The 22,570-nt window shown below is 62.3% G+C and carries 23 protein-coding genes, 1 tRNA gene and 2 pseudogenes; 16 read left to right on the forward strand and 10 right to left on the reverse strand.

Translation table 11 applies throughout. From position 1 onward, the window contains the following. Positions 1–179: 179 nt before the first annotated feature. Together KW568_RS21525 and KW568_RS31215 are read left to right on the forward strand one after the other, a co-directional pair. Positions 180–286: pseudogene (locus KW568_RS21525) on the forward strand (3-deoxy-7-phosphoheptulonate synthase); the annotation flags it as partial. A gap of 768 nt (positions 287–1,054) precedes the next feature. Further along, positions 1,055–1,160 (forward strand): annotated as a pseudogene (locus KW568_RS31215) (3-deoxy-7-phosphoheptulonate synthase); the annotation flags it as partial. Positions 1,161–1,951: 791 nt separating this feature from the next. Here the strand turns inward: KW568_RS31215 and KW568_RS21530 are convergent. Beyond that, a complete protein-coding gene (locus KW568_RS21530) occupies positions 1,952–2,170 on the reverse strand; it encodes a DUF1127 domain-containing protein (RefSeq protein WP_003252881.1) in 219 nt (72 codons plus the stop codon). A 96-nt stretch (positions 2,171–2,266) separates the two neighbouring features. Here KW568_RS21530 and KW568_RS21535 point away from each other — a divergent pair, with 96 nt between their 5' ends. After that, positions 2,267–3,118 (forward strand): LysR substrate-binding domain-containing protein, encoded by an 852-nt coding sequence (locus tag KW568_RS21535; RefSeq protein ID WP_003252879.1) that lies wholly within the window; start codon positions 2,267–2,269, stop codon positions 3,116–3,118. Between the two features lie 28 nt (positions 3,119–3,146). Here KW568_RS21535 and KW568_RS21540 read toward each other — a convergent pair whose 3' ends face one another. Next, a complete protein-coding gene (locus KW568_RS21540) occupies positions 3,147–3,896 on the reverse strand; it encodes a sulfite exporter TauE/SafE family protein (protein WP_003252877.1) in 750 nt (249 codons plus the stop codon). A gap of 113 nt (positions 3,897–4,009) precedes the next feature. Between KW568_RS21540 and KW568_RS21545 the strand changes: the two genes are divergently transcribed. From KW568_RS21545 to KW568_RS21555, 3 genes are all read left to right on the forward strand, one after another. Then, a complete protein-coding gene (locus KW568_RS21545) occupies positions 4,010–4,963 on the forward strand; it encodes a LysR family transcriptional regulator (protein WP_098089177.1) in 954 nt (317 codons plus the stop codon). A gap of 58 nt (positions 4,964–5,021) precedes the next feature. Further along, positions 5,022–5,477, forward strand: coding sequence for a MarR family winged helix-turn-helix transcriptional regulator (locus tag KW568_RS21550; protein ID WP_014861691.1), 456 nt, complete (start codon positions 5,022–5,024; stop codon positions 5,475–5,477). 140 nt (positions 5,478–5,617) lie between these two features. Further along, entirely contained in the window at positions 5,618–6,046 is a 429-nt protein-coding gene (locus KW568_RS21555; RefSeq protein WP_003252872.1) for an organic hydroperoxide resistance protein, read from the forward strand. A 234-nt stretch (positions 6,047–6,280) separates the two neighbouring features. Here the strand turns inward: KW568_RS21555 and efp are convergent, their stop codons facing one another. Both efp and earP read right to left on the reverse strand, forming a co-directional pair. Further along, complete coding sequence (gene efp, locus KW568_RS21560) at positions 6,281–6,850, reverse strand: elongation factor P (protein WP_003252871.1); 570 nt, start codon at positions 6,848–6,850, stop codon at positions 6,281–6,283. A 48-nt stretch (positions 6,851–6,898) separates the two neighbouring features. Continuing rightward, positions 6,899–8,032, reverse strand: coding sequence for an elongation factor P maturation arginine rhamnosyltransferase EarP (gene earP / locus KW568_RS21565; protein ID WP_259536737.1), 1,134 nt, complete (start codon positions 8,030–8,032; stop codon positions 6,899–6,901). A gap of 130 nt (positions 8,033–8,162) precedes the next feature. Between earP and KW568_RS21570 the strand changes: the two genes are divergently transcribed. Both KW568_RS21570 and KW568_RS21575 read left to right on the forward strand, forming a co-directional pair. Then, positions 8,163–8,570, forward strand: coding sequence for a hypothetical protein (locus KW568_RS21570; protein WP_003252867.1), 408 nt, complete (start codon positions 8,163–8,165; stop codon positions 8,568–8,570). A gap of 2 nt (positions 8,571–8,572) precedes the next feature. After that, a complete protein-coding gene (locus KW568_RS21575; protein WP_003252864.1) occupies positions 8,573–9,043 on the forward strand; it encodes a GreA/GreB family elongation factor in 471 nt (156 codons plus the stop codon). Positions 9,044–9,157: 114 nt separating this feature from the next. On the opposite strand, the gene KW568_RS21580 is transcribed toward KW568_RS21575, so the two are convergent. Next, positions 9,158–10,096, reverse strand: coding sequence for a LysR family transcriptional regulator (locus KW568_RS21580; protein ID WP_019752255.1), 939 nt, complete (start codon positions 10,094–10,096; stop codon positions 9,158–9,160). 118 nt (positions 10,097–10,214) lie between these two features. On the opposite strand from KW568_RS21580, the gene KW568_RS21585 reads away from it, so the two are divergent. Further along, the gene (locus KW568_RS21585; RefSeq protein WP_003252861.1) at positions 10,215–10,964 is read left to right on the forward strand and encodes a 3-oxoacyl-ACP reductase family protein; all 750 of its coding nucleotides are present in this window, start codon (positions 10,215–10,217) and stop codon (positions 10,962–10,964) included. 39 nt (positions 10,965–11,003) lie between these two features. On the opposite strand, the gene KW568_RS21590 is transcribed toward KW568_RS21585, so the two are convergent. After that, positions 11,004–11,888 carry a LysR family transcriptional regulator gene (locus KW568_RS21590; RefSeq protein ID WP_100774652.1) on the reverse strand — a complete coding sequence of 295 codons (885 nt, stop codon included), beginning with the start codon at positions 11,886–11,888 and terminating at the stop codon, positions 11,004–11,006. A gap of 106 nt (positions 11,889–11,994) precedes the next feature. On the opposite strand from KW568_RS21590, the gene KW568_RS21595 reads away from it, so the two are divergent. The 3 genes from KW568_RS21595 (at position 11,995) to KW568_RS21605 (ending at position 16,214) form a co-directional block, all read left to right on the forward strand. Continuing rightward, positions 11,995–13,182: an MFS transporter gene (locus KW568_RS21595; RefSeq protein WP_054889472.1), complete on the forward strand. Its 1,188-nt coding sequence runs from the start codon at positions 11,995–11,997 to the stop codon at positions 13,180–13,182. Between the two features lie 214 nt (positions 13,183–13,396). Then, complete coding sequence (locus KW568_RS21600; protein ID WP_003252855.1) at positions 13,397–13,777, forward strand: hypothetical protein; 381 nt, start codon at positions 13,397–13,399, stop codon at positions 13,775–13,777. Positions 13,778–14,081: 304 nt separating this feature from the next. Next, a complete protein-coding gene (locus tag KW568_RS21605; RefSeq protein ID WP_259536738.1) occupies positions 14,082–16,214 on the forward strand; it encodes a TonB-dependent siderophore receptor in 2,133 nt (710 codons plus the stop codon). Positions 16,215–16,446: 232 nt separating this feature from the next. On the opposite strand, the gene KW568_RS21610 is transcribed toward KW568_RS21605, so the two are convergent. Then, positions 16,447–16,536, reverse strand: a tRNA-Ser gene (locus KW568_RS21610). Positions 16,537–16,734: 198 nt separating this feature from the next. Here KW568_RS21610 and KW568_RS21615 point away from each other — a divergent pair. The 3 genes from KW568_RS21615 (at position 16,735) to KW568_RS21625 (ending at position 19,298) form a co-directional block, all read left to right on the forward strand. Further along, entirely contained in the window at positions 16,735–17,424 is a 690-nt protein-coding gene (locus tag KW568_RS21615; RefSeq protein ID WP_003252834.1) for a crotonase/enoyl-CoA hydratase family protein, read from the forward strand. Between the two features lie 120 nt (positions 17,425–17,544). Continuing rightward, on the forward strand, positions 17,545–18,258 hold the full coding sequence (locus KW568_RS21620) for a 1-acyl-sn-glycerol-3-phosphate acyltransferase (RefSeq protein WP_003252832.1): 714 nt from the start codon (positions 17,545–17,547) through the stop codon (positions 18,256–18,258). A 68-nt stretch (positions 18,259–18,326) separates the two neighbouring features. Beyond that, on the forward strand, positions 18,327–19,298 hold the full coding sequence (locus tag KW568_RS21625; protein WP_003252830.1) for a magnesium and cobalt transport protein CorA: 972 nt from the start codon (positions 18,327–18,329) through the stop codon (positions 19,296–19,298). Between the two features lie 101 nt (positions 19,299–19,399). Here the strand turns inward: KW568_RS21625 and KW568_RS21630 are convergent, their stop codons facing one another. Then, a complete protein-coding gene (locus KW568_RS21630) occupies positions 19,400–20,134 on the reverse strand; it encodes an amidotransferase (protein WP_003252828.1) in 735 nt (244 codons plus the stop codon). Positions 20,135–20,660: 526 nt separating this feature from the next. On the opposite strand from KW568_RS21630, the gene KW568_RS21635 reads away from it, so the two are divergent. Next, positions 20,661–21,461 (forward strand): cytochrome c, encoded by an 801-nt coding sequence (locus KW568_RS21635; RefSeq protein ID WP_173880985.1) that lies wholly within the window; start codon positions 20,661–20,663, stop codon positions 21,459–21,461. A 246-nt stretch (positions 21,462–21,707) separates the two neighbouring features. Here KW568_RS21635 and KW568_RS21640 read toward each other — a convergent pair whose 3' ends face one another. Together KW568_RS21640 and KW568_RS21645 are read right to left on the reverse strand one after the other, a co-directional pair. Then, positions 21,708–22,040: a ribonuclease E inhibitor RraB gene (locus KW568_RS21640; protein WP_003252824.1), complete on the reverse strand. Its 333-nt coding sequence runs from the start codon at positions 22,038–22,040 to the stop codon at positions 21,708–21,710. Positions 22,041–22,214: 174 nt separating this feature from the next. After that, positions 22,215–22,451, reverse strand: a complete 237-nt coding sequence (locus KW568_RS21645; RefSeq protein ID WP_003252823.1) for a hypothetical protein — start codon at positions 22,449–22,451, stop codon at positions 22,215–22,217. Positions 22,452–22,570: the final 119 nt, after the last annotated feature.

A 22,570-nucleotide genomic window follows, 5' to 3' on the forward strand; every position in this document is an offset into this window, starting at 1 on the left:
CTAGCTCCCGGGAGGACCGCGCTGCAGGCCCCATCCTGGGGCCCAGCGCTTGACGGGCATCCATGCCCGTCACCTCCCTCCGCAAGCCCTGCGCTCGGCCTCCTGAAGTCGCAATCTGCATCGCCTGAACTACCGCGCGCTTAGAAGCAAAAGCCAAAGCAAGAGCAAGAGCAACGGCGTTCTTCCAGGTACACCAGGCCGAGGGCAGCCATGCCGGCGATATCCTTATCCAGATGACCGGGCAGAACCTCACCGAATGCATCGGCGGGGCCGGCCGATCACCGAATTCGCTTCTCGCTTTTGATCTTGCTTCTAAGGCGCGCGGTAGTTCAGGCGACGCAGATTGCGACTTCAGGAGGCCGAGTGGAGGCATTGCGGAGGGAGATGACGGGCATGGATGCCCGTCAAGCGCTGAGGCCCCATGGATGGGGCCTGCAGCGCGTGCTCCCGGGAGCAAGGCCGGAGCGAGGGGACCCCGGAGCGCAGCGTAGGGGCCGGATGATGGGAGCCGACGGTTTTTGGTCCCTTTTTGCCACGACAAAAAGGGACCCGCCGTAAGGGCGGAAAGGTGAGTCGGCGTCGCCATCGCAAACGGACTGTACGCCCGATCAGAACCAGCGCTTAAGCTTTTGAGCTTTTGAGCTTTTGAGCTTTTGAGCTTTTGAGCTTTTGAGCTTTTGAGCTTTTGAGCTTTTGAGCTTTTGGAACTTTGGGTTGTGCGCTTTCACATCAAGTAGACATTCATTCACGATGTAGGCGCCTATTCACCTTTCCGCCCTTCCGGCGGGTTACTTTGGTCGTGGCCAAAGTAACCAAAACCGTCGGTTCCCATCATCCGGCCCCTACGCTACGCTCCGGGGTCCCCTCGCTCCGGGCTAGCTCCCGGGAGGACCGCGCTGCAGGCCCCATCCTGGGGCCCAGCGCTTGACGGGCATCCATGCCCGTCACCTCCCTCCGCAAGCCCTGCGCTCGGCCTCCTGAAGTCGCAATCTGCATCGCCTGAACTACCGCGCGCTTAGAAGCAAAAGCCAAAGCAAGAGCAAGAGCAACGGCGTTCTTCCAGGTACACCAGGCCGAGGGCAGCCATGCCGGCGTATCCTTATCCAGATGACTGGGCAGAACCTCACCGAATGCATCGGCGGTGCCGGCCGATCACCGAATTCGCTTCTCGCTTTTGATCTTGCTTCTAAGCGCGCGGTAGTCCAGGCGACGCAGATTGCGACTTCAGGAGGCCGAGTGGAGGCATTGCGAAGGGAGATGACGGGCATGGATGCCCGTCAAGCGCTGAGGCCCCATGGATGGGGCCTGCAGCGCGTGCTCCCGGGAGCAAGGCCGGAGCGAGGGGACCCCGGAGCGCAGCGTAGGGGCCGGATGATGGGAGCCGACGGTTTTTGGTCCCTTTTTGCCACGACAAAAAGGGACCCGCCGTAAGGGCGGAAAGGTGAGTCGGCGTCGCCATCGCAAACGGACTGTACGCCCGATCAGAACCAGCGCTTAAGCTTTTGAGTTTTTGAGCTTTTGAGCTTTTGAGCTTTTGGGCCTTTGGGTTGTGCGCTTTCACATCAAGTAGACATTCATTCACGATGTAGGCGCCTGTTCACCTTTCCGCCCTTCCGGCGGGTTACTTTGGTCGTGGCCAAAGTAACCAAAACCGTCGGCTCCCATCATCCGGCCCCTACGCTACGCTCCGGGGTCCCCTCGCTCCGGGCTTGCTCCCGGGAGGACCGCGCTGCAGGCCCCATCCTGGGGCCCAGCGCTTGACGGGCATCCATGCCCGTCACCTCCCTCCGCAAGCCCTGCGCTCGGCCTCCTGAAGTCGCAATCTGCGTCGCCTGAACTACCGCGCGCTTAGAAGCAAAAGCCAAAGCAAGAGCAAGAGCAAAAGCAAAAGCAAAAGCAAAAGCTGGAGCTGGAGCTGGAGCTGGAGCAGAAGCGACTGCCACGCATGGCATCACTTCCTCAATGGATCATCCCAGAAATGCCGCTCGGCCTCTTGCTGGATATCCGCCCGACTCAACCCCAGGTCGCGCAAGGTTGCATCACTGAGGCTGGCCAGCTCCTGACGCTGACGGTACAACTGCAGCCAGCGCGCCGGACGCTGCAAGGCCGCATGCCACAGGTAGCTCAGGGAAAAGGCAGGTTGCTGGATGCTGCTGACATGACCTTTCATCGTGAAGCCCTCCGTGTTGATGGCCTCAGTCTCACGCCAGGCATAAGATCAATCCAACGAATGTTTCTGATGCAATGCATCTCGGAGATTGATGCAATGTCCCAGTACCAGAGCCTCGACGCGGATGTCCTGCGCACCTTCGTCGCCATTGCCGAGCAAGGCGGCTTTACCCGCGCAGGCGAAGTGGTCAACCGCACCCAGTCAGCGGTCAGCATGCAGATGAAACGCCTGGAAGAAGACATTCTGCAGCGCCAGCTATTCGAACGTGATGGCCGTCAGGTGCGGCTGACCGCCGAAGGCCAGGTACTGCTGGGGTATGCCCGACGCATTCTCAAGTTGCATGGCGAGGTGTTCAACACCCTGCGCATGCCACACATGGTTGGGCTGGTGCGCATCGGCACACCAGACGACTACGCCATGCGCTTCCTGCCGACCATCTTGTCGAGCTTTGCCCAAGCCTACCCGCTGGTGCAGGTGGAAGTGCATTGCGATTCGTCCAAGCAGTTGATGCTGCGCCAGGACCTGGACCTGACCATCGTCACCCGCGAGCCCGGCAACGAGATTGGCCAGTTGCTACGCCAGGAACGCCTGGTGTGGGCCGCGGCAGAAGGCTTTTGCCCGCACGAACAGCGGCCGATGCCGGTGGCGCTGTTCAACACCGACTGCTTCTGTCGCGCCTGGACCTGCAATGCGCTGGAGGCACAGGGCATCGATTACCGTATTGCCTACACCAGCCCAAGCCTGGCGGCGATCTTTGCCATCGTCACCGCCGGGCTGGCAGTGACCGCGCAGCTGCAGAGCCTGATCGGGGGCAACATCCGCATTCTGGGTGAGAGCGAAGGGCTGCCACAGTTGCCCATGGCCAATGTAATGCTGGTGCGCAGTACGCAGACCCCCTCGCCAATCACCGACTGCATGGCCGACTACATCGTTGAGGGTTTCAAGTGATCGGGGGCCGAAAAACGGCCCCAACCTCTCAAAGCTCAAACCCCAGCATCACCGCACAGACCACCAGGAACACACAGAACATCGCCCGCAATACCTTCTCCGGCAACGCGTGGGCCAGCTTCACGCCCCAGCTGATGCTGAGCAAGCCCCCCACCGCCAAGGGAATCCCCACCCCCCAGTCAACACTATGGTGCACGCCATAGGTCACCAGCGTGACCAAGGTACTCGGCGCCGCCAGCGCCAGTGACAGCCCCTGCGCCACCACCTGAGTAGCGCCGAACACACTGGTCAGGATCGGCGTGGCCACCACGGCCCCACCCACCCCGAACAAGCCGCCCATGGTGCCGGCAAAGCTGCCCAGCACACCCAGCCACGGCCAGGCATGACGCAGCTCGGCACTCGGCGGCGACACCTTCATGAACATCCGCACCACGTTCCACACCGCCAGTGCCACCAGAAAGCCGACAAAACCCAGGCGCATGGAGTGCGCATCAAGCCCCACCGCCCAGATCGACCCCAACCAGGCGAACAGGAAGCTGCACGCCGACAGCGGCAGTGCATGGCGCAACGCGATGCGGTTGCGCTGGTGATACCGCCACAGCGCCAGCAGCACATTGGGCACCACCATCACCAACGCGGTCCCCTGCGCCAACTGCTGGTCCAGGCCAAACAGCACGCCCAACGCCGGAATCGCAATCAGCCCGCCGCCGATGCCAAACAAGCCCCCCATGGTGCCCAGGGCAGCGCCCAGCACGATATACAACAACCACTCGATCATCAGGGCCTCGTCCGCCTGTACCAATAATGCGAGCATGCTAACGAGTGTGCGCTGGCGGGGAAACGCACAGCAGCGCACAATGGCTGTGCGTTCTTCGCAAAAGCAAGGCAGCCATGAGCCCCGATACCCTGACCGACCAATTGAGCCTGTTCCTCGATGTGCTGGAAACCGGCAGCTTTTCTGCCGCCGCCCGTCGCCACCCGCTGACCCCGTCTGCGGTAGCACGGCGCATCGACAACCTGGAAAGCGCCGTCGGCAGCCGCCTGTTCACCCGCAGCACCCACGCGGTGCGGGCCACGCCTGCAGGCAACGCCTTTGCCGAGCGGGCCAGGCGCATCATCGAGGAGTTGCGCCTGGCCCGGGCTGAAGCGGTGTCACTGAGCAATGCCCCGGAAGGCCTGATCCGCATCGACGCCCCTGCCGCGTTTGGCCGCCGCCACCTGGCCCCGGCCATTGCCGACTTCCTGGTGGCCTACCCGGGCCTGGACGTGCAACTGCGGTTGATCGACAGCTTCGTCGACCTGCAGGGCAGCCACCTGGGCGAGGTCGACCTGGTGCTGCGCGCCGGCCCCTTGGCCGACACCCGTCTGGTCGCCACGCCGCTCGCCTACATGGTGCGCATTGCCTGCGCCAGCCCCGCCTACCTGGCCAGCCGCGGCATCCCCACCTGCCCCAGCGAACTGCCCGGGCATGACGGGCTGGACTGGGATGGCCTGGCGCCGCCGTTCGCCTGGCGCTTCAGTGTGGCCGGGCAAACCCGCCTGTACCGCCCCGCGCGCATGCGCATGGCCGCCAACAATGCCGAAACCCTGCTGTTCGGCGCCCTCGCCGGCCTGGGGATAGCCCACCTGCCCACCTGGCTGATCAGTGAATACCTGCTGCGCGGCGAGCTGATCCCGTTGTTTTGCGACGGCGGCATGCCTGAAGCCGAGACCAGCGGCATTTACGCGCTACGCCTGGCACATGAAACGAACTCTCGCAGCCGTTTGCTGCTCGAATTCCTCAAGAGCCGCTTCAGCCCGATTCCACCCTGGGACCTGGCCTTGCGCAGTGAACTGCGCGATTAATTCGCGCACTGATGATCAGCGTGCCAGAATTTTCCATTGATGACTTTCAAGGACCTGCATGAACGCCGACACCCAAGCCTCCTGTGACGAGCTGCTGCTGGACAACCAGGTCTGTTTCGCCCTGCACTCCACCTCGTTGCTGATGACCAAGGTCTACAAGCCGCTGCTGCAGGCGCTGGGCCTGACCTACCCGCAATACCTTGCCATGCTCGTGCTCTGGGAGCGTGACGGCCTGACCGTGGGCGAAATCAGCCAGCACCTGCTGACCGACCCAGGCTCGCTGACCCCGCTGCTCAAGCGCCTGGAAAGCGAAGGCCTGTTGCAGCGCAACCGCAGCCGCGAAGATGAACGGGTAGTGATGGTACAGCTGACCGACAAAGGCCGCGCCCTGCAACAGCAGGCCAAACAGGTGCCGCAATGCATTCTCAAGGCCAGCGGGCGGAGCCTTGAGCAGTTGCAGCAACTGCAAGCCGACCTGCTGAACCTGCGCGAAAACCTGCAGAAAAACCTCTGAGCGCTATGCTGTGGAATGGCCGTTCCGATGAACGGCGATGATTTATCTTGCGCACTAACTAATTGCGCGCTAATTTAAATCCCACACCAACCCCCGCCCTCCTGCAAACGGGAGCGCACAGCACATTAGCGAGGCTCAAGATGCAAAAGGTCACTCCGCTGTACATCGCAGAAGCAACCTCCACCGGTGGGCGCGACGGCAAATCCCGCTCCAGCGACGGCAAGCTGGAAGTCAAGCTCAGCACCCCCAAAGAGCTGGGCGGTGCGGGCGGTGACGGCACCAACCCCGAGCAGATGTTCGCCGCCGGTTACTCGGCCTGCTTCATCGGCGCCTTGAAGTTCGTGGCCGGGCAAGAGAAGAAAGCCCTGCCGGCAGATGCCTCGATCACCGCCAAAGTGGGCATCGGCCAGATCCCGGGCGGTTTCGGCCTGGACATCGACCTGCTCATCAACCTGCCGGGCCTGGCACAGGCCGATGCCGAAGGGCTGGTGGAAAAGGCGCATCAGGTTTGCCCGTATTCCAATGCCACCCGCGGTAATGTGGATGTGCGCCTGCACGTAACCGTCTAAGGCGCAAAGGCTGGCGCGATCCCCTGTGGGAGCGGCCTTGCGTCGCGAACGGGGCGCGAAGCGGCCCCAGGCGTTCGGCATGTAGGCAGAAATTGCCGGGGCCGCCTTGCGGCCCTATCGCGACGCAAGGCCGCCCCCACAAAAGCGCGAGCACAAGCACGCGCTGAGGATTGGAAAAACACAGGCATAAAAAAACCCGGCTTGCGCCGGGTTTTTTGCGTCTCGCAAGAAGCATTACTTCTTGGAACGGCCTTTGAAGCTGTTGTCGCGAGTGTCGATGTCGATCCACTCGTCGATCTGGATGAAGTCGGCAACCGAGATCTCGGTACCGTTCGCCAGCTTGGCAGGCTTCATGACTTTGCCGGAGGTGTCACCGCGAGCAGCGTTCTCGGTGTAGACAACTTTACGGCTGATGGTGGTCGGCAGCTCAACCGACACCAGACGGCCTTCGAAGAACACGGCTTCGCAGACGTCTTCCATGCCTTCTTCGATGTACGGCAGAACGGCTTCGATGTCCTCGGCGTTCAGCTCGTACATGGTGTAGTCGGTGGTGTCCATGAAGGTGTACTCGTCACCATTGATGAACGACAGGGTCGCTTCTTTGCGATCCAGGATCACGTCGTCCAGCTTGTCGTCCGCACCGTATACGGTTTCGGTCTTGTAGCCGGTCAGCAGGTTCTTCAGCTTGGTCTTCATGATCGCGCTGTTACGGCCCGACTTGGTGAACTCAGCTTTTTGAACCAGCCACGGGTCATTGTCGATCCGCAGTACGGTACCGGGTTTCAGTTCTTTACCAGTTTTCATTACGAAGTATCCGAATCTGGATGGATTTATAAAAATCGAGGCCGCGTATCATAGCGAATTTCGGTAAAAGTGTACTAGCGCTTCGGCAAGGTCCGGCTGAGCGGCCTGTCGCGCCCCCCAAAGGCGGGCATGCTGCTGCAGTTCCGGCCAATGCTGGCGGGCCGCCCGCCAGGCCTGGCCCATGTCGATATTCATGTTCCAGGCACGCCACAGGCCCAGTAGGGCTGCATCGGCATCGTCTGACAGGCCGCAGCGATAATGCGCGAGGAACGCTTCGAGTTTTTCCCAATGGGCATTCTCGTCCTGCACATAGATGTGCCACAGCATCGGCTGCCCCGCCCACTGCGCACGCACGAACGAGTCTTCGCCACGCACGGCATTGAAATCGCAGCTCCATAACAGCCGGTCGAAGTCATCCTGGCTGACGAAAGGCAGCACCTGAACGGTCAGCGCCCCACGGGTGCGCACATCACCCACGTGCAGCGGCCCCTCGCCCAACCACTGGCTGAGCCCCGCGACGATGCGCCCTTGCGGGACCAACAGGTGGCAGGCCTGGTCAGCTGTAGCCAGGGCATCAAGCCAGTTGCCCAGCTGCGGGTTTTCATAGGCAAACAGCGAGATCAGCAGCGCATCCGGCACAAGGTCTACACCAAGCCCCAGCAAAAAGGCACGGCGCGCCTCCGCCGACTGCTGGAACGCGTCACGCCGGGCCAGCAGCGAACCCTCGCGCAGCAAACCACCCGTTTTGTCGGTAAAGCCCGGGAAGAAAAATACCTTGCGCAAACCGTTGGGCTGCGGCGAAGGCAAACCATGGCAACCCTCCACCCAGTCCTCGGCACTCAGGTACTCGAGGTTGAGCCAGAGCGGCGGCTGCGGAAGGGCGCGCATGGCCTCGACATACGCCGCGGGCAACTGGCAGGCGAACGCGCCGATCACCACATCGGCCGGCGCCACCGGCAACCACGCTGCCGGCCAGTGGCGCACATCCACGCCGTGTTGCCACTGTTGGGCCGCCGTGGCATCGGCGCCAGGGCACATGGGCGTGAAAGCGTTGAGGTCATCCACCCACAGGCGCACCGCCAGGCCGTGCTCGGCCACCAACTGCCGGGCCAGGCGCCAGGTCACGCCAATATCGCCGTAGTTGTCGACGACGCTGCAGAAGATGTCCCAGGTGGCTTTCATGCGCCCCTCCCGTGCGGGTGCAAAAACAGCGAATTCTGCGCATAAATTGGCGCAGACAAAAGCACCTGCGCAGAAAAATGCCCAAGCGCATGCGACAATGCCCCCCCTACCACGCTGCCAGGAGGCTGCCATGCCGCGCCACCGTGAATTGAAGATCACCCTCAAGCCGTTGCCGTTGATCATGTGCGTTGCCTTGGGCCTGTGGCTGGGCGCCATGGCCATTGCCGCGAGCCTGTGGCTGGCCCAGCAGTTGTGGCCACAGCAGGTGCAACCTCTGGCCCAGGTGGTAGCCCCGCATGCAGACCGCCCCGTTGCAACGCCTGCACCGGCCACTGCCCAGGATGCCCAGGATGCCCAGGCCGAGATGTTCGAACGCTACAAGGACATCCTGCACAAACAGGCGCTGCAACAGGCCGCCGATGCCGCCCAAGGCAACCCGCGCAACCTCAACAGCCCCAAGTGCCAGTTCTGGCTGCAGCAAAACCGTACCGCGCCCACCGAAAAAAGCCAGGCCAACGTGCTGGAGTTCTGTTACTGACCATGGACAAGCCCCACCTGCTGGCGCTGATTGTCGCCACCCTCGCGCATGACCTGGACGTGCTGACCCGCGCGGCGCAAACCGCCTACGAGGCCGCCACCGCCGAAGAGAACATTGCCGAGAACAAGTATGACACGCTGGGCCTGGAGGCCTCGTACCTGGCCACCGGCCAGGCCCGCCGCAGTGCCGAGATCCGCCAGGCGCTGGTGATCTACCAGCAGTTGCTGCTGCGTGATTACGACCCAGCGCGCGGTGTGCAGGTAAGCAACCTGGTGACCCTGGAAAATGAAGATGGCGCGCAACGCCGGCTGTTTCTCGGGCCTGAGGCAGCGGGGTTGAAGATTGGCGAGGGTGACGGACTGGTGACGGTGATTACCCCACGATCGCCGCTGGGGCAGCAACTGCTGGGCAAGCGCGTGGATGACGAGGTGAACCTGGGCGCACAGGTATCGTTCATTGTCGATGTTGTCTGAACCGGCCTCTTCGCGGGCCCGCCCGCGCCCACAAGGATCCCACTGCCTTCAGGGCTGTGATATCCCTGTGGGCGCGGGCGGGCCCGCAAAAGGGCCGGCACAGGCAATAATTCTCTAAAGGGCCTGCAAGGCATCGAACCGCCCCGCCAGCCCCTGTTCGGCAAACTGCTGCACTACAAAATCGATGAACGCCCGGGTCTTGCCCGGCAACAGCTTGTGCTCGGCGAAATACAGGCTGATATGCCCATCGTCCACATACCAGTCCGGCAACACCCGCAGCAGGCGCCCGGCCAGCAAATAGGGCACGGCAAACGGCAGGCTCACCAGGGCAATGCCCAGCGCCTGCTCGGCCACCGCGCACGCCGCGTCCGAATCGCTCATGGTCATCGCCTGACGCAGTTGCAGCGGCTGCTGCGCCTGCCAACGGCTGGTCAACGGCCACGAGCGCACCCGCCCGGTCTGCGGTGACCGCACCAGGATGCCGTCATGGCGTTGCAGCGCCTGCGGGTCTTCTATCGGCGCGTGCCGCTGCAGATAGGCCGGCGCCGCCACCAACACCCGGTGCGCGGGGGTCAGCTTGCGCGCCACCACCCCCGGCGGCAGTTCGAAACCACCACCAATCGCTGCATCGAAACCCTGGCCGATCAGGTCGACCTGGCGGTTGTCGAAATGCCAATCCGGGGTAATCGCCGGGTAACGGCGCAAGAATTCCCCCAGCAACGGCAGCACGTACAAACGCCCGAACACGGTGCCCATGCTCACCCGTAACGACCCAGCCGGCTGGCCTTCTGCACTGGCCAGGTTGGCCACGGCGTACTGAATGGTGCGAAAGCTGTCACTGACCTCGCCAAGAAAACGCTGCCCCGCTTCGGTCAAGGTCAGCTTGCGGGTACTACGCTGGAACAACCGCACACCCAGGCGCGCTTCCAGCTGCGCAACGTGCTTGCCCACGGCAGCCGGGGTTAGGCTCAGGCGCCTAGCGGCTTCGGCAAAACTGCCGACCTCGGCACTGCGGATGAAGCATTCCAACGCGCTGAATGATTCCATGGCCATGATTAGCAACCAAAGGTTTACTCTGCTGATAGTGATTACCATCTTATCAGTAGGCAATCGAGCGCCGATACTGTGCCCATCCAAGGCATTTCGGCCTGGCTTCCAGCAGGAGAACAGCATGTCCAAGCAACTTACACTCGAAGGCAAAGTGGCCCTGGTTCAGGGCGGTTCCCGAGGCATTGGTGCAGCCATCGTGCGGCGCCTGGCCCGCGAAGGCGCGCAAGTGGCCTTCACCTATGTCAGCTCTGCCGGCCCGGCTGAGGAGCTGGCTCGAGAAATTACCGAAAACGGCGGCAAAGCCTTGGCCCTGCGGGCTGACAGCGCTGATGCCGCAGCCGTGCAACTGGCGGTGGATGACACCGTAAAAGCCTTGGGCCGGCTGGATATCCTGGTCAACAACGCCGGCGTGCTGGCAGTGGCCCCGGTGACAGAGTTCGACCTGGCCGACTTCGATCGCATGCTGGCCGTGAACGTACGCAGCGTGTTCGTCGCCAGCCAGGCCGCCGCACGCTATATGGGCCAGGGGGGTCGTATCATCAACATTGGCAGCACCAACGCTGAACGCATGCCGTTTGCCGGTGGCGCACCGTACGCCATGAGCAAGTCGGCACTGGTTGGCCTGACCCGCGGCATGGCACGCGACCTCGGGCCGCAGGGCATTACCGTGAACAATGTGCAGCCCGGCCCAGTGGACACCGACATGAACCCGGCCAGTGGCGAGTTTGCCGAGAGCCTGATTCCGCTGATGGCCATTGGGCGGTATGGCGAGCCGGAGGAGATTGCCAGCTTTGTGGCATACCTGGCCGGGCCTGAAGCCGGGTACATCACCGGGGCCAGCCTGACTGTGGATGGTGGGTTTGCAGCCTGATTGAATGGTTGCCTGTGCCGCGACAACGCCGGCACAGGCTTAGCCTTTCTGTGCCCCCAGGCACTGTTCCATCACGTCCAGAAAAGCCCGGGCAGCCGGTGTGGGGCTGGACGACCACACCGCATACAAGTGCCGCACCGGGGCATCCACCAACCGCGCCACTGCCACCCCTTCGATGCCTTGAGCCACCCGCTCGGGTACCAGGCCGACGGCCATGCCCCGCTGCACGAATTTCTCCACCAGACGAACATGCCCGATCTCGAACTGCACCCGACGCTGCAACCCCACTGCTTCAAACGCCTCGTCGGTCTGGCGTCGCGCCCCGGTGCCTTCGGGGAAGTCCACCAACACTTCGCCTGCCAGGTCAGCCAGCGCCAGCTGTGCCCTGCCCGCCAGGCGATGCCCCAACGGCAACACCGCCACCAGTTCTTCCCGGGCCAGCAACCGATGCTGCACCCCCTGCACCACCTCGCCCTGCCACAGCCCGATAAAACCCACGTCCAGGCGCCGCTCGAGCACATCAGCAATCAGCAATTCGCTCTTGGCCGTGAGCCAGCGTACATCCACATCCGGGAAACGACCGTGAAACACCGCCAACAGGTCGACCAGGTCCAGCGCGGTGAGCGAGCTGATTTCACCAATCGCCAGCCGCCCGCGCACCTGGCCGCAGGCCGCTGCCACGTCATCGGCAATGCGCCGGGCCGCCTCCATCGCGGGCCGTGCACTGAGCACAAAGGCCTCCCCCGCAGGTGTCAGGCGCACCCGTCGCGAACTACGCTCGAACAGGCTCACCCCCAGCTGCGCCTCCAGCCGCGCCACTTGATGGCTAAGGGCCGACTGCACCACATGGCAGCGCTCCGCCGCGCGGGTAAAACTGCCGGTGTCGGCCACGGCAAGGGCATATTCGAGCTGCTTGAGGTTCATCGATCTATCTGCTTTCAAGATGAATAGGTTGAAAACTATACATTGGTGTCATGCCTGACACTTCCTGATAATCATCACCACACACCACTGCCCCCACGAGAATTGCATGCACACCCCCACTCTCAGCCGCGCCTTGATCCTGCTGATGGCTACCGCCACAGGCCTGGCCGTGGCCAGCAACTATTACGCCCAACCGCTGCTGCACAGCATCGCCCAGCAGTTTGGCTTGAGCACCGCCAGCGCCGGCAGCATCGTGATTGCCGCGCAGCTCAGCTATGGCGCCGGCCTGTTACTGCTGGCACCGCTGGGCGACCTGTTCGAGCAGCGCCGGCTGATTACCGTGATGACCGTTGTCTCCACCCTGGGCCTGGTCATCAGCGCCTGTGCACCCAGCCTGCCCTGGCTGCTGCTCGGCACGGCGCTGACCGGGCTATTCTCGGTGGTGGCACAGATCCTCGTGCCGATGGCAGCGACCCTGAGCGAGCCGCATCAGCGTGGGCGCGCGGTCGGCACGCTGATGAGCGGCCTGCTGCTGGGCATCCTGCTGGCGCGTACTGCTGCCGGCTTCATGGCCGAGCTGGGTGGCTGGCGCAGTATCTACGTGCTGGCCGCCGTGCTGATGGCAGTTACCGCCGTGGCGCTGTACCGCAGCCTGCCACAGCACCACAGCCACGCCGGGCTGAAATACCCGGCACTGATCGGCTCCGTGTTCCGTCTGTTCATCGAAGAGCCCGTGCTGCGCCTGCGCTCGCTGCTCGGTCTGTTGGCATTCAGCCTGTTCGCCCTGTTCTGGACACCCCTGGCGTTTCTGCTGGCGAAAGGCCCCTACCACTATTCGGATGCAGTAATCGGCCTGTTCGGCCTGGCCGGTGCGGCGGGTGCGTTGTCGGCTAACTGGGCCGGGCGCCTGGCAGACCGCGGCAAGGGCGCGCTGGGTACCACCGTGGGCCTGGTGGTGTTGCTGCTGTCGTGGGTGCCGCTGGGGTTTGCCGAACAGTCGCTGCTCGCCTTGCTGCTGGGCGTGCTGATGCTCGACCTGGCGGTACAACTGGTGCATGTGAGCAACCAGAACGCAGTGATCGCCCTGCGGCCCGAGGCACGCACGCGGCTGAATGCCGGTTATATCACCTGCTACTTCATTGGCGGGGCGCTTGGGTCGTTGCTGGGCACGCAGCTGTTCCAGCGCCAGGGCTGGATGGGGATCGTGGTGGCCGGGCTGGTGATTGGCGGGCTGGCGTTGCTGGCCTGGGGATGGGCCGAACGCAAGCGCAAGAACACCTTGCAGGTGGCCTGAAGATGCTTGCTGGATTCTTCGCGGGCACGCCCGCTCCCACAGGTGCCTCACAAACCTCAGGGCAGTGATACGCCTGTGGGTACGGGCATACCCGCGAAGAGGCCAGCCACGGCGACAAAGTACCGCACTACCCTCCGTCGCAATGCCGTTGACTTGCCTGCCGGGGCAGCGCTCATTAAGCGCTGGAATGCCCTTTCCCTGACAGGATGAATTTATGACAAGACTCACGGTACAGTCCGGCGATTTCTTGCAAGGTGAAGGCGAGTATCGCAATGGATCGCTCACACTCAAGACCGCGCGCAGCCCCTCACCCGGTGAGCGGATTTCCCTGGCACGCATCAGCGACTTGCGGCTGGCCAGCCTGGAAACCAACCGCAGCCTTGGCAGCGCCTTGGGCTGGGGCGTGGCCGGCGCCCTGGTGGCAGGGCCAGTAGGGCTGCTGGCCGGGCTGTGGTTGGGTGGCAAGGAAGAAGAAGCAACCTTTCTGGCCACCTTCAAGGATGGACGCAAGCTGATGGCCATTACCGATGGCAAGACCTGGTCGAAGATCGATGACAACTGGCGGCAGCACAAGCGGCCGATCAAGACAGGCTGACTGAATACGCCGGGCCTGGATCGTTTTATGTAGAGGGCGGCTGGTAAGATGCCGCCTTTTTCATGGCCTGTGCCGGCCTCTTCGCGGGTAAACCCGCTCCTACAGGGGTATCACCAACCGGTGTATCACCTCCTGGTGCATCACCAACCGGTGTATCGCCACCCGGTGCATCACCCACGGGTGTATCGCCGCCCGGTGCATCACCAACGGGTGTATCCCAACCGGTGTACCACCAACCAGTGTAGGAGCGGGTTTACCCGCGAAAGGGCCAGTACAGGTATCGCGCATCCAGGAGCCCCACCGCATGCCCCCGCATCACCCCCGCCTGCCCCTGAGCCTGCTCAGCCTGGGCCTGGCCCTGCAGTGCCCCTCTGTGTTTGCCGAAGACAGCGTGATGCTGGCCCCGTTGCAGGTCTCCGACACCTACGCCAATGATGGCTACCAGGCACGCCAGGCCGCTGTGGGCGGCTTCCAGCCCGCGCCACTGCTCGACACCCCCGCCTCTGTCAGCGTGTTCAGCCAGCAGTTGCTGGAAGACCGCCAGGTACGCAAGCTTAGCGAAGTGTTGCAAAGTGATGCCTCGGTCGGCGAAAGCTATGCCCCCATCGGCTACTACGAAAACTTCAATGTGCGCGGCTTCGAGCTGAACGCCGCCAGTAGCTATCGCATCAATGGCCAGACCATTGCCGGCGAACAGAACGTAGCCCTGGAAAACAAGCAGCAGGTGGAATTGCTCAAGGGCCTGTCCGGGCTGCAGACCGGCGTGTCGGAGCCGGGCGGCTTGATCAACTATGTGACCAAGCGGGCCCAAGACATACGCAGCGTCACGGTATCGACCAACGAACAGGGCGAACGCTATCTGGCCACCGACCTTGGCGGCTGGTTCGGCAGCGAAAAGCAGTTCGGCCTGCGCGCCAACCTGGCCCATGAAGACATCCGCACCTACGTCGACCACGCTGACGGCAAGCGCGACTTCGCCTCGCTGGCATTCGACTGGCAGATCAACCCGGATGCCACCCTGCAGCTGGATACCGAGTATCAACACCGCGAACAGTCGTCGGTGCCGGGTTACCAGCTGTTCGGAGGCACTGAAGTGCCACACGGCGTCGACCCGGAAGACCGCCTGGCCTACCAGCATTGGGCAAAGCCCGTGCAGAACGACTCACTGAACCTGAGCGGCCGCTTCGAATACCGCTTCAACGATTCCTGGACCGGCACCTTGAGCGCCTCCCGCAGCAAAGTGGTGATCGACGACTACAGCGCGTTTGCCTGGGGTTCGAGCGAGGGGGCGTTTTTCGGCAGCAATGGCGACTACGACATCTATGACTTCCGCAGCCCCGACGATACCCGCCGTACCGACGAGGCACAGGCCATGCTCAACGGGCACTTCGATGCGCTGGGCGTAGGGCACGAGCTGACCGTGGGTACCAGTGCGCAGCGACGCACACTGGATCAGCGCCCCAGCTATATGGAATGGGTCGGCACCGGCAACATCAACACCGGCGCCCCTGCATTCGACCCGTCCGACAAACCCGTAGGCGCCAGCGAGCGCCGACTGGACAGCCGTCAGTACGGCTTGTTCGTCAGCGATCGAATCAGCTTCAACGAGCAATGGCAGACCGTGCTGGGTGCCCGTGAAGTGCGCCTGGATGAAAAGACCTGGGACGAGAACGGCATAGCCGGGCGCCATACCCGCCAATACGAGCTGCTGCCCAATGCTGCAGTTATCTATAAGCTGCAGCCGAACACCACTGTATATGCGAGCTACGCCAAAGGGCTGTCTGCAGGCGGTACCGCACCATTTTCCACTGAGAACAGATTCGAGATCCTTGCACCCACCACCTCCCGCCAACTTGAACTTGGCCTCAAGCACGACTGGCAAGGCCTGAGCCTGAGTGCCGCCCTGTTCCAGATCCGCCAGGCTTACCAGTACGCGCGCCCGGACGGCACCGGCAACTTCACCTACGTGCAGCAAGGCCAGCAGAAAAATACCGGCCTGGAACTGGGTGCCAGCGGCCGGGTGACCCCGAACCTGCAGGTACAGGCCAGTGCGGCAGCCATTCGGGCGCGGGTGCAGAACAGCGGCACCGAAGCCTACGAAGGGCACCAGGCGATCAACGTGCCTAAATTCCGGGCGGCGCTGCATGCGGAATATGCCCTGCCGGTTCCGGGGCTGGCGCTGCTTGGCGGGGCGCGGTATAGCGCCAGCAAGTATGCGAGCCAGGCGGGCAATGTGGAGGTTGGCGGTTATACCGTGTTCGACCTTGGCAGCCGCTACAGTACCCGTGTTGCCGGGTATGACACGGTGCTGCGGCTGACGGTGGATAACGTGCTGGACAAGCGATACTGGCGCGATGTGGGCGATTACCTGGGGGATAACTACCTGTTCCAGGGGGCACCGCGTACCGCTCGGCTTTCGGCTTCGATCAGCTTCTAGATTGCCGGGGCCGCTCTGCGGCCCTTTCGCGACACAAGGCCGCTCCCACAGGTGTGGACTGCCCCCAAGGGTTGGATTGGTGTCCAACTTCTTGGGGGCACTCCAATTGCCCGTGGGAGCAACTGTCTTGCTCAATTTCTAAAAGCTGGCGCGATGGGCTGCGCAGCAGCCCCAATGGCCTTAAAAACAAAAAGCCCCCGTGCTTTTCAGCGCGGGGGCTCTTCGTAGAATGTGGCGGTGAAGAAGGGATTTGAACCCTTGATACGATTTCTCGTATACACACTTTCCAGGCGTGCTCCTTCGACCACTCGGACACTTCACCGTTTCTCTTCAAGCCTTGCGGCCTGTCGAGGTGCGCTAATTTAGTGAAAGACTTTCCCTTTGGCAAGCATTTTTTTCAATTTTTTCATGTATTTGCACTTGGGCTGCCATGAGCACTGACCGACCAGTCAGCCTTGCTGCTTTACCTCGCCCCTGGCGCTGGGTAACGTCGTCGCCACGCCAACAAAAGGACTCTGCCATGAGCGAGCTGATTACCTACCACGCCGAAGACGGCATCGCCACCCTTACCCTGAACAACGGCAAGGTCAATGCCATCTCGCCGGACGTCATCACTGCCTTCAATGCAGCGCTGGACCGCGCTACCGAGGAGCGTGCAGTAGTGATCATCACCGGGCAGCCGGGCATTCTGTCAGGCGGTTACGACCTCAAGGTAATGACCCGCGGCCCCAAAGACGCCATCAGCCTGGTCACCGCCGGTTCCACCCTCGCCCGCCGGCTGCTGTCGCACCCGTTCCCGGTGGTGGTCGCCTGCCCCGGCAATGCCGTGGCCAAGGGCGCCTTCCTGCTGCTGTCGGCCGACTACCGCATTGGCGTCGATGGGCCATACAAGGTATGCCTGAACGAAGTGCAAATCGGCATGACCATGCACCACGCCGGCATTGAACTGGCCCGCGACCGCCTGCGCCGCTCGGCCTTCCACCGCTCGGTGATCAATGCCGAAGTGTTTGACCCGCAGGGTGCCGTGGATGCCGGCTTCCTCGACAAGGTGGTACCGGCCGAGCAGTTGCAGGAAGCGGCAATGACTGCAGCACGAGAGCTGAAGAAGCTGAACATGCTGGCGCACAAGAACACCAAGCTGAAAGTGCGCAAAGGGCTGCTGGAGGCGCTGGACAAGGCGATCGAGCTGGATCAGCAGCATATGGGCTAGACGCACGGGCCCTTTTCGCGGGCTTGCCCGCGAAAAGGCCGGAACAGGCCTGCACCAAGGTTTGCCCCAACCAGTGCACACCCGTACACTGCCCCGCGACCGTCTGGTGTGAGCCGTACCATGCTTTATTCATTGCGTATGTTCCTGCTGGGGCTGCATTTTCTTGCCGTTGGCGCCGTGGGCCTGCTCATTGGCCTGTGCCGCCCCTTCAACCCTGACAACAGCCGCGTTTTCGCCCGGCTCTACAGCTTGCCGGCCACCTGGCTGATGCGCATCAAGGTCAAGGCCGAAGTCGGCCCATTGTGGGACCATCCACCCGGGTGTGTGATCGTGGCCAACCACCAGTCCAACTTCGACCTGTTCGTGCTGGGCCAAGTGGTGCCGCAACGCACCGTCGCCATCGGCAAGAAGAGCCTGGGCTGGATCCCGCTGTTCGGCCAATTGTTCTGGCTGGGCGGCAACGTGCTGGTCGACCGCAAGAATGCCTATCAGGCACGCAGGGCCATACAGAAGACCACCCGGGTTCTGCAGGACGACACCTCGATCTGGATTTTCCCCGAAGGCACCCGCAATCCCGGCGAGCATTTGCTGGCGTTCAAGAAAGGCGCGTTTCACATGGCCATCGAGGCCGGTGTGCCGATCGTGCCGGTCTGCGTCAGCCGCTATGCCAGGCGCCTGAGCCTGAACAGCTGGCGCCAGCGCACGGTGATTGTGCGCTCGCTGCCGCCCATTGCCACGACGGGCATGACGCTGCAGGACCTGCCCGCGCTGATCGAGCAATGCCGGGTGCAAATGCAGCAGTGCATTGACCGCATGGAAAAAGAACTGGCCTGATCCGGGGTTGCTCTGGAGCCGGGTACAGCCCAAGCTGTATCCGTGTTCAATCGAATAAGCGGACAACCATGGGTCGAGTCGTGGCATCGGCGGTGTACAGCGCCGGCAGAAAGGTCACCAACATCAGCATCGACGAAGGCAGCGAGTGGGCGCGCAAGCCGGGGCATTTTGTGTGGATCGGCCTGGAAGAGCCCAATGCCGAAGAGCTGGCCAACCTGCAGTCGCAGTTCAACCTGCACGAACTGGCCATCGAAGATGCCCTGGAAAAACACAGCCGGCCCAAGCTGGAAACCTTCGGTGACGCGTTGTTCATCGTCACTTATTCGCCAGTGCGCCACGAAGGCAAACTGGAATTCATCGAGACCCATATCTTCGCGGGCAACGGCTACATCATCACCTGCCGCAACGGCCACTCCAAATCCTACGCCATGGTCCGCCAGCGCTGCGAGGCTCGGCCCCTGCTGCTGGAACATGGCGAAGACTTCGTGCTGTACGCCCTGCTCGACTTCGTCACCGAGAACTACCAACCGGTCAGCGAGGCCATTCATGGCGAGATCGAAGCGCTGGAGGAAAGCGTACTGGGCGGCTCGCTGCGGGAAGACGACATCCGCCGCCTGCACAGCCTGCGCCGTGACATCCTGCGCCTGCGCCGCTACGTGGCACCCCTGGTTGAAGTGAGCGAAGAACTGCAGCGCCTGAGCTTCCCGTTCATCGACAAGAACATGCGCCCGTACTTTCGTGATGTGCAAATTCACGTGACACGGCAGATGGAAGACTTGGCCGGCATCCGCGACATTGCCAGCCAGACGATCGAGATCGGCATGCTGCTGGAATCGTCACGGCAAAGCATCGTGCAGCGCAAATTCGCGGCCTGGGCGGCGATTCTGGCATTCCCTACGGCCATTGCCGGGGTTTACGGGATGAACTTCCAGAACATGCCGGAGCTGAGCTGGCACTACGGTTACTTCGCGGTATTGGGGGTGATTGTGACGGGGTGTGCCGGGTTGTATGCCAGCTTCAAGAAATCGGGTTGGCTTTGATGGCCTCTTCGCGGGCGCGCCCGCTCCCTCAGGTGGCTCACAATTTTCAGCATTGTGCGCAACCTGTGGGAGCGGGCGTGCCCGCGAAGGGTTGCCACCGATTAAGCGGCGCTGTCGCTGGCCTTTGATGGCTGCTGGATGAACCGCAACATCCACTCCCCTACCAAATCACCCTGGTGCTCGGTGGCCAGGCTGGCAACGGCCTTGTGGTACACCTCGTCACCCAGGTATTCCTGGCGCGCATCGAGCAGTGCGCGGGAGTAGTCATGCACGAATTCCGGGTGACCCTGGAAGCACAGCACCTGGTCGCGAATGTGGTACGCCGCATTCGGGCAGAAATCGCTGGAGGCAATCACCGTAGCGCCTTCCGGCAGTTCGGTCACCTGGTCCTGGTGACTGATCAGCAAGGTCAGCTCCGACACCTCCGGGTCCATCCAGGGCGCATGCGCCGCCAACGAGTAGCGATGAATACCCACGCCCCAGCCTTGCTCAGCCCGCTCGGCCTTGCCACCCAGGGTCAAGGCCAGCAACTGGTGGCCAAAACACACGCCCAGCAGCTTTTCACCGCGCTCGTACAGCTTGAGCAGGTAGGCCTTTAGCGTCTGGATCCACGGGTCGGTACCGAACGAATCGGCCTTGCTGCCCGTCACAAGGTAGGCATCGAACTTTTCACTGTCGGCGGGATAGTCGCCGTGCATCACGTTGTACACACAAAATTCGGCGGCAATCGGCTGACGCGAGAAGAGCTGCTCGAACATCCTGCCGTAGCCCTGATATTGCGCCGTCAACTCCGGTCGCAGGACATCGGTTTCAAGGATGCAGATGCGTAACGACATAGGGGTAGTCCTGAACGACATGGGTGGGAATCTGCTGTAGAGACTGCCGCGAAAGGCACGTACAAGCAAGTAGGCTGCACTGACGAACGGTCACATTTCGTCGGCGCCTGCCGGGTACTTGCGCCACTGTCTAGATAGAGCGTGTCAGCTAGATAGCACTTAGCCTCATAGCCAGAGGAATGGTTTTAGTGCACGGTTAGAACAAAGGGTTCTCAAATATGGATAACGCACACCCTACTGTTGAAGGTATATCCACTTTCAAGCGGCAAGCAGTCCGGCGCCATTCAACGCCGCTGTGATCGACCCGAAGCGCGACAAGGAAGCCAACGGGTATTCAGGAATAACAACAAGAAGGCGGTCCGCCATGTTCAGACAATCGAAAATTCGCCAAGCTGGGCTCATTTTATTTGCCACCACGTTGCTGTTGATCTTGCCGAACCTGACACGTTTGTTTGGCTGACTGCGGCGGTGGCGCCAACGGGCAACGCACAGGTAACCTGCTGGCCTTGATGGTCGGAGATCGCCTATGCGCCACTGCCTTGCCCTGCTAGCGTTGCTCCTGAGCCTGCAATTGTCGGCGGCGCAACTGCACCTTGAACTGGGCGCGACACCGCGCCAGTGGAGCAGCGCCGAACTGCTTGGCCACCCTGAGGCCCAGGACATCAGCATCGAACAGGACGTATCCTACAAACGCCCCATGCACTATCGGGCGGTGCCACTGGTCACGCTGCTGAAAGGCGTGACTGCCAGCGATCACCTGCAGGCCGTGGCGCTGGATGGTTTTGCCGCCGAAATGCCCGCTGCGCCCTTGCTGCAGCAAGGGCCGGCACGGGCCTGGCTGGCCGTGGAAGACCCCGACACGCCGTGGCCGTCACTGGGTCCAGGCAAGCCAAGTGCCGGGCCGTTCTACCTGGTGTGGACTGCGCCGCAGGCCAGCGGCATCCGCCCTGAGCAGTGGCCATTCCAGATCGCCACCCTTCGCAAGCTGGCCCCGGTGGACCAGCGGTTTCCTGCGCTGCTACCCGACCCGAAGCTGCCGGCCGACAGCCCGGTGCGCCAGGGCTTTGCCCTGTTCCAGCAGAATTGCCTGGTGTGCCACCGGTTGAACGGTGCGGGGGATGGGCAGGTGGGGCCGGACTTGAATGTACCGTATAACCCGACCGAGTATTTTCAGCCGGTTTATTTACGCAAGTTGATACGCGACCCGCAAAGCCTGCGGCGGTGGCCGCAGGCGAAGATGCCGGGGTTTGCCGAAAGTGTGTTGAGTGAACAGGAACTGGATGCGCTGCTGGCCTATTTGGGGCACATGGCAGCGCGTAAGCCTTGAGGGCCTCTTCGCGGGTAAACCCGCGCCTACACGGTGGTGGACACACACCGGGGGGTGAACACAGACCGTCGTAGGAGCGGGTTTACCCGCGAAAGGGCCGGTCCTGCTGGCCAATATCCCCGGCCGTTCTTCGTTGCCGCCGCCACCGTATTCGCGGGTGAACCCGCTCCTACAACGGCAGGGGGTGTCCACCCTCCATCACCGTGTAGGCGCGGGTTAACCCGCGAACGGGCCAACACAAAACTGTCAGGCCGTGAGCCGTTCGTGCTTGACGCCCCACCCTTCCACCTCACCCCCATACGGTGTCACCAACTGCTCGAAGGCCTCTTCAAAGTCGCCAATCCCGCCATGGGTGGCGTACATGACCTTGCTCAGTTCCAGGTGCCAGGCACCGTCGCCCAGCTCCTTCACCTGGGCATTGAGCGATTCCCCGCGAAACTGCCCGGCTGCACGACGGGCCCCTGCTTCGTCCGGGAATACGGCATAGAACTCGATGGGGTGGATCTGGGTGAAGTCGAAACCGCCTGCTTTCATCTGGCGCAGGACGTTGCTGCTGATATCGTCGTTCTGGCTGCTCATGAATCGTCCTCCTGAATAAAGCAATGGATAGACTTTCCGTGCACTACGCACCTGCCGGCAAAGGCCGTGCAGTTCGAGCTGATGCAAGACGCGAATTGTAGCGGCGCCAACCCGCAGAACAGGCAGGCCCTTCTCCAGCGTAGTGCCTGCCAAGGCACCACGCAAACGTGTGGTTCAGGGGACTTCGTGAATGCTGGTGATGGTCACACCACTATGCTCTTTGAGCCAGCGTGCGGTCGGGGAGATGATACGGTCCTGGAAGTCGTTGAGGTCCAGCTCGTCCATCACCGGAAACAGGTGTGAGCGGATGGCCCGCGCAACGTCTTCCTCGCTGGGGCAATGCTCGGCATGCAACAGCAATGTGGACGGTTCGCCCTTCTGGTCGGCAAAAATGACTTCCCACTCTTTCATTGAACGGACCCTCTCAGTCAACGAACACCAGGTGTGTGATGCCTGAATAACTGACCTTGGGGCGGGGATAATGTTCAGTCCGGGAAAAATGTGCGGGGCCCATTCGCGAGCTTGCCCGC

The organism is Pseudomonas sp. HD6515, assembly GCF_024971855.1.
Lineage (GTDB): Bacteria > Pseudomonadota > Gammaproteobacteria > Pseudomonadales > Pseudomonadaceae > Aquipseudomonas > Aquipseudomonas alloputida.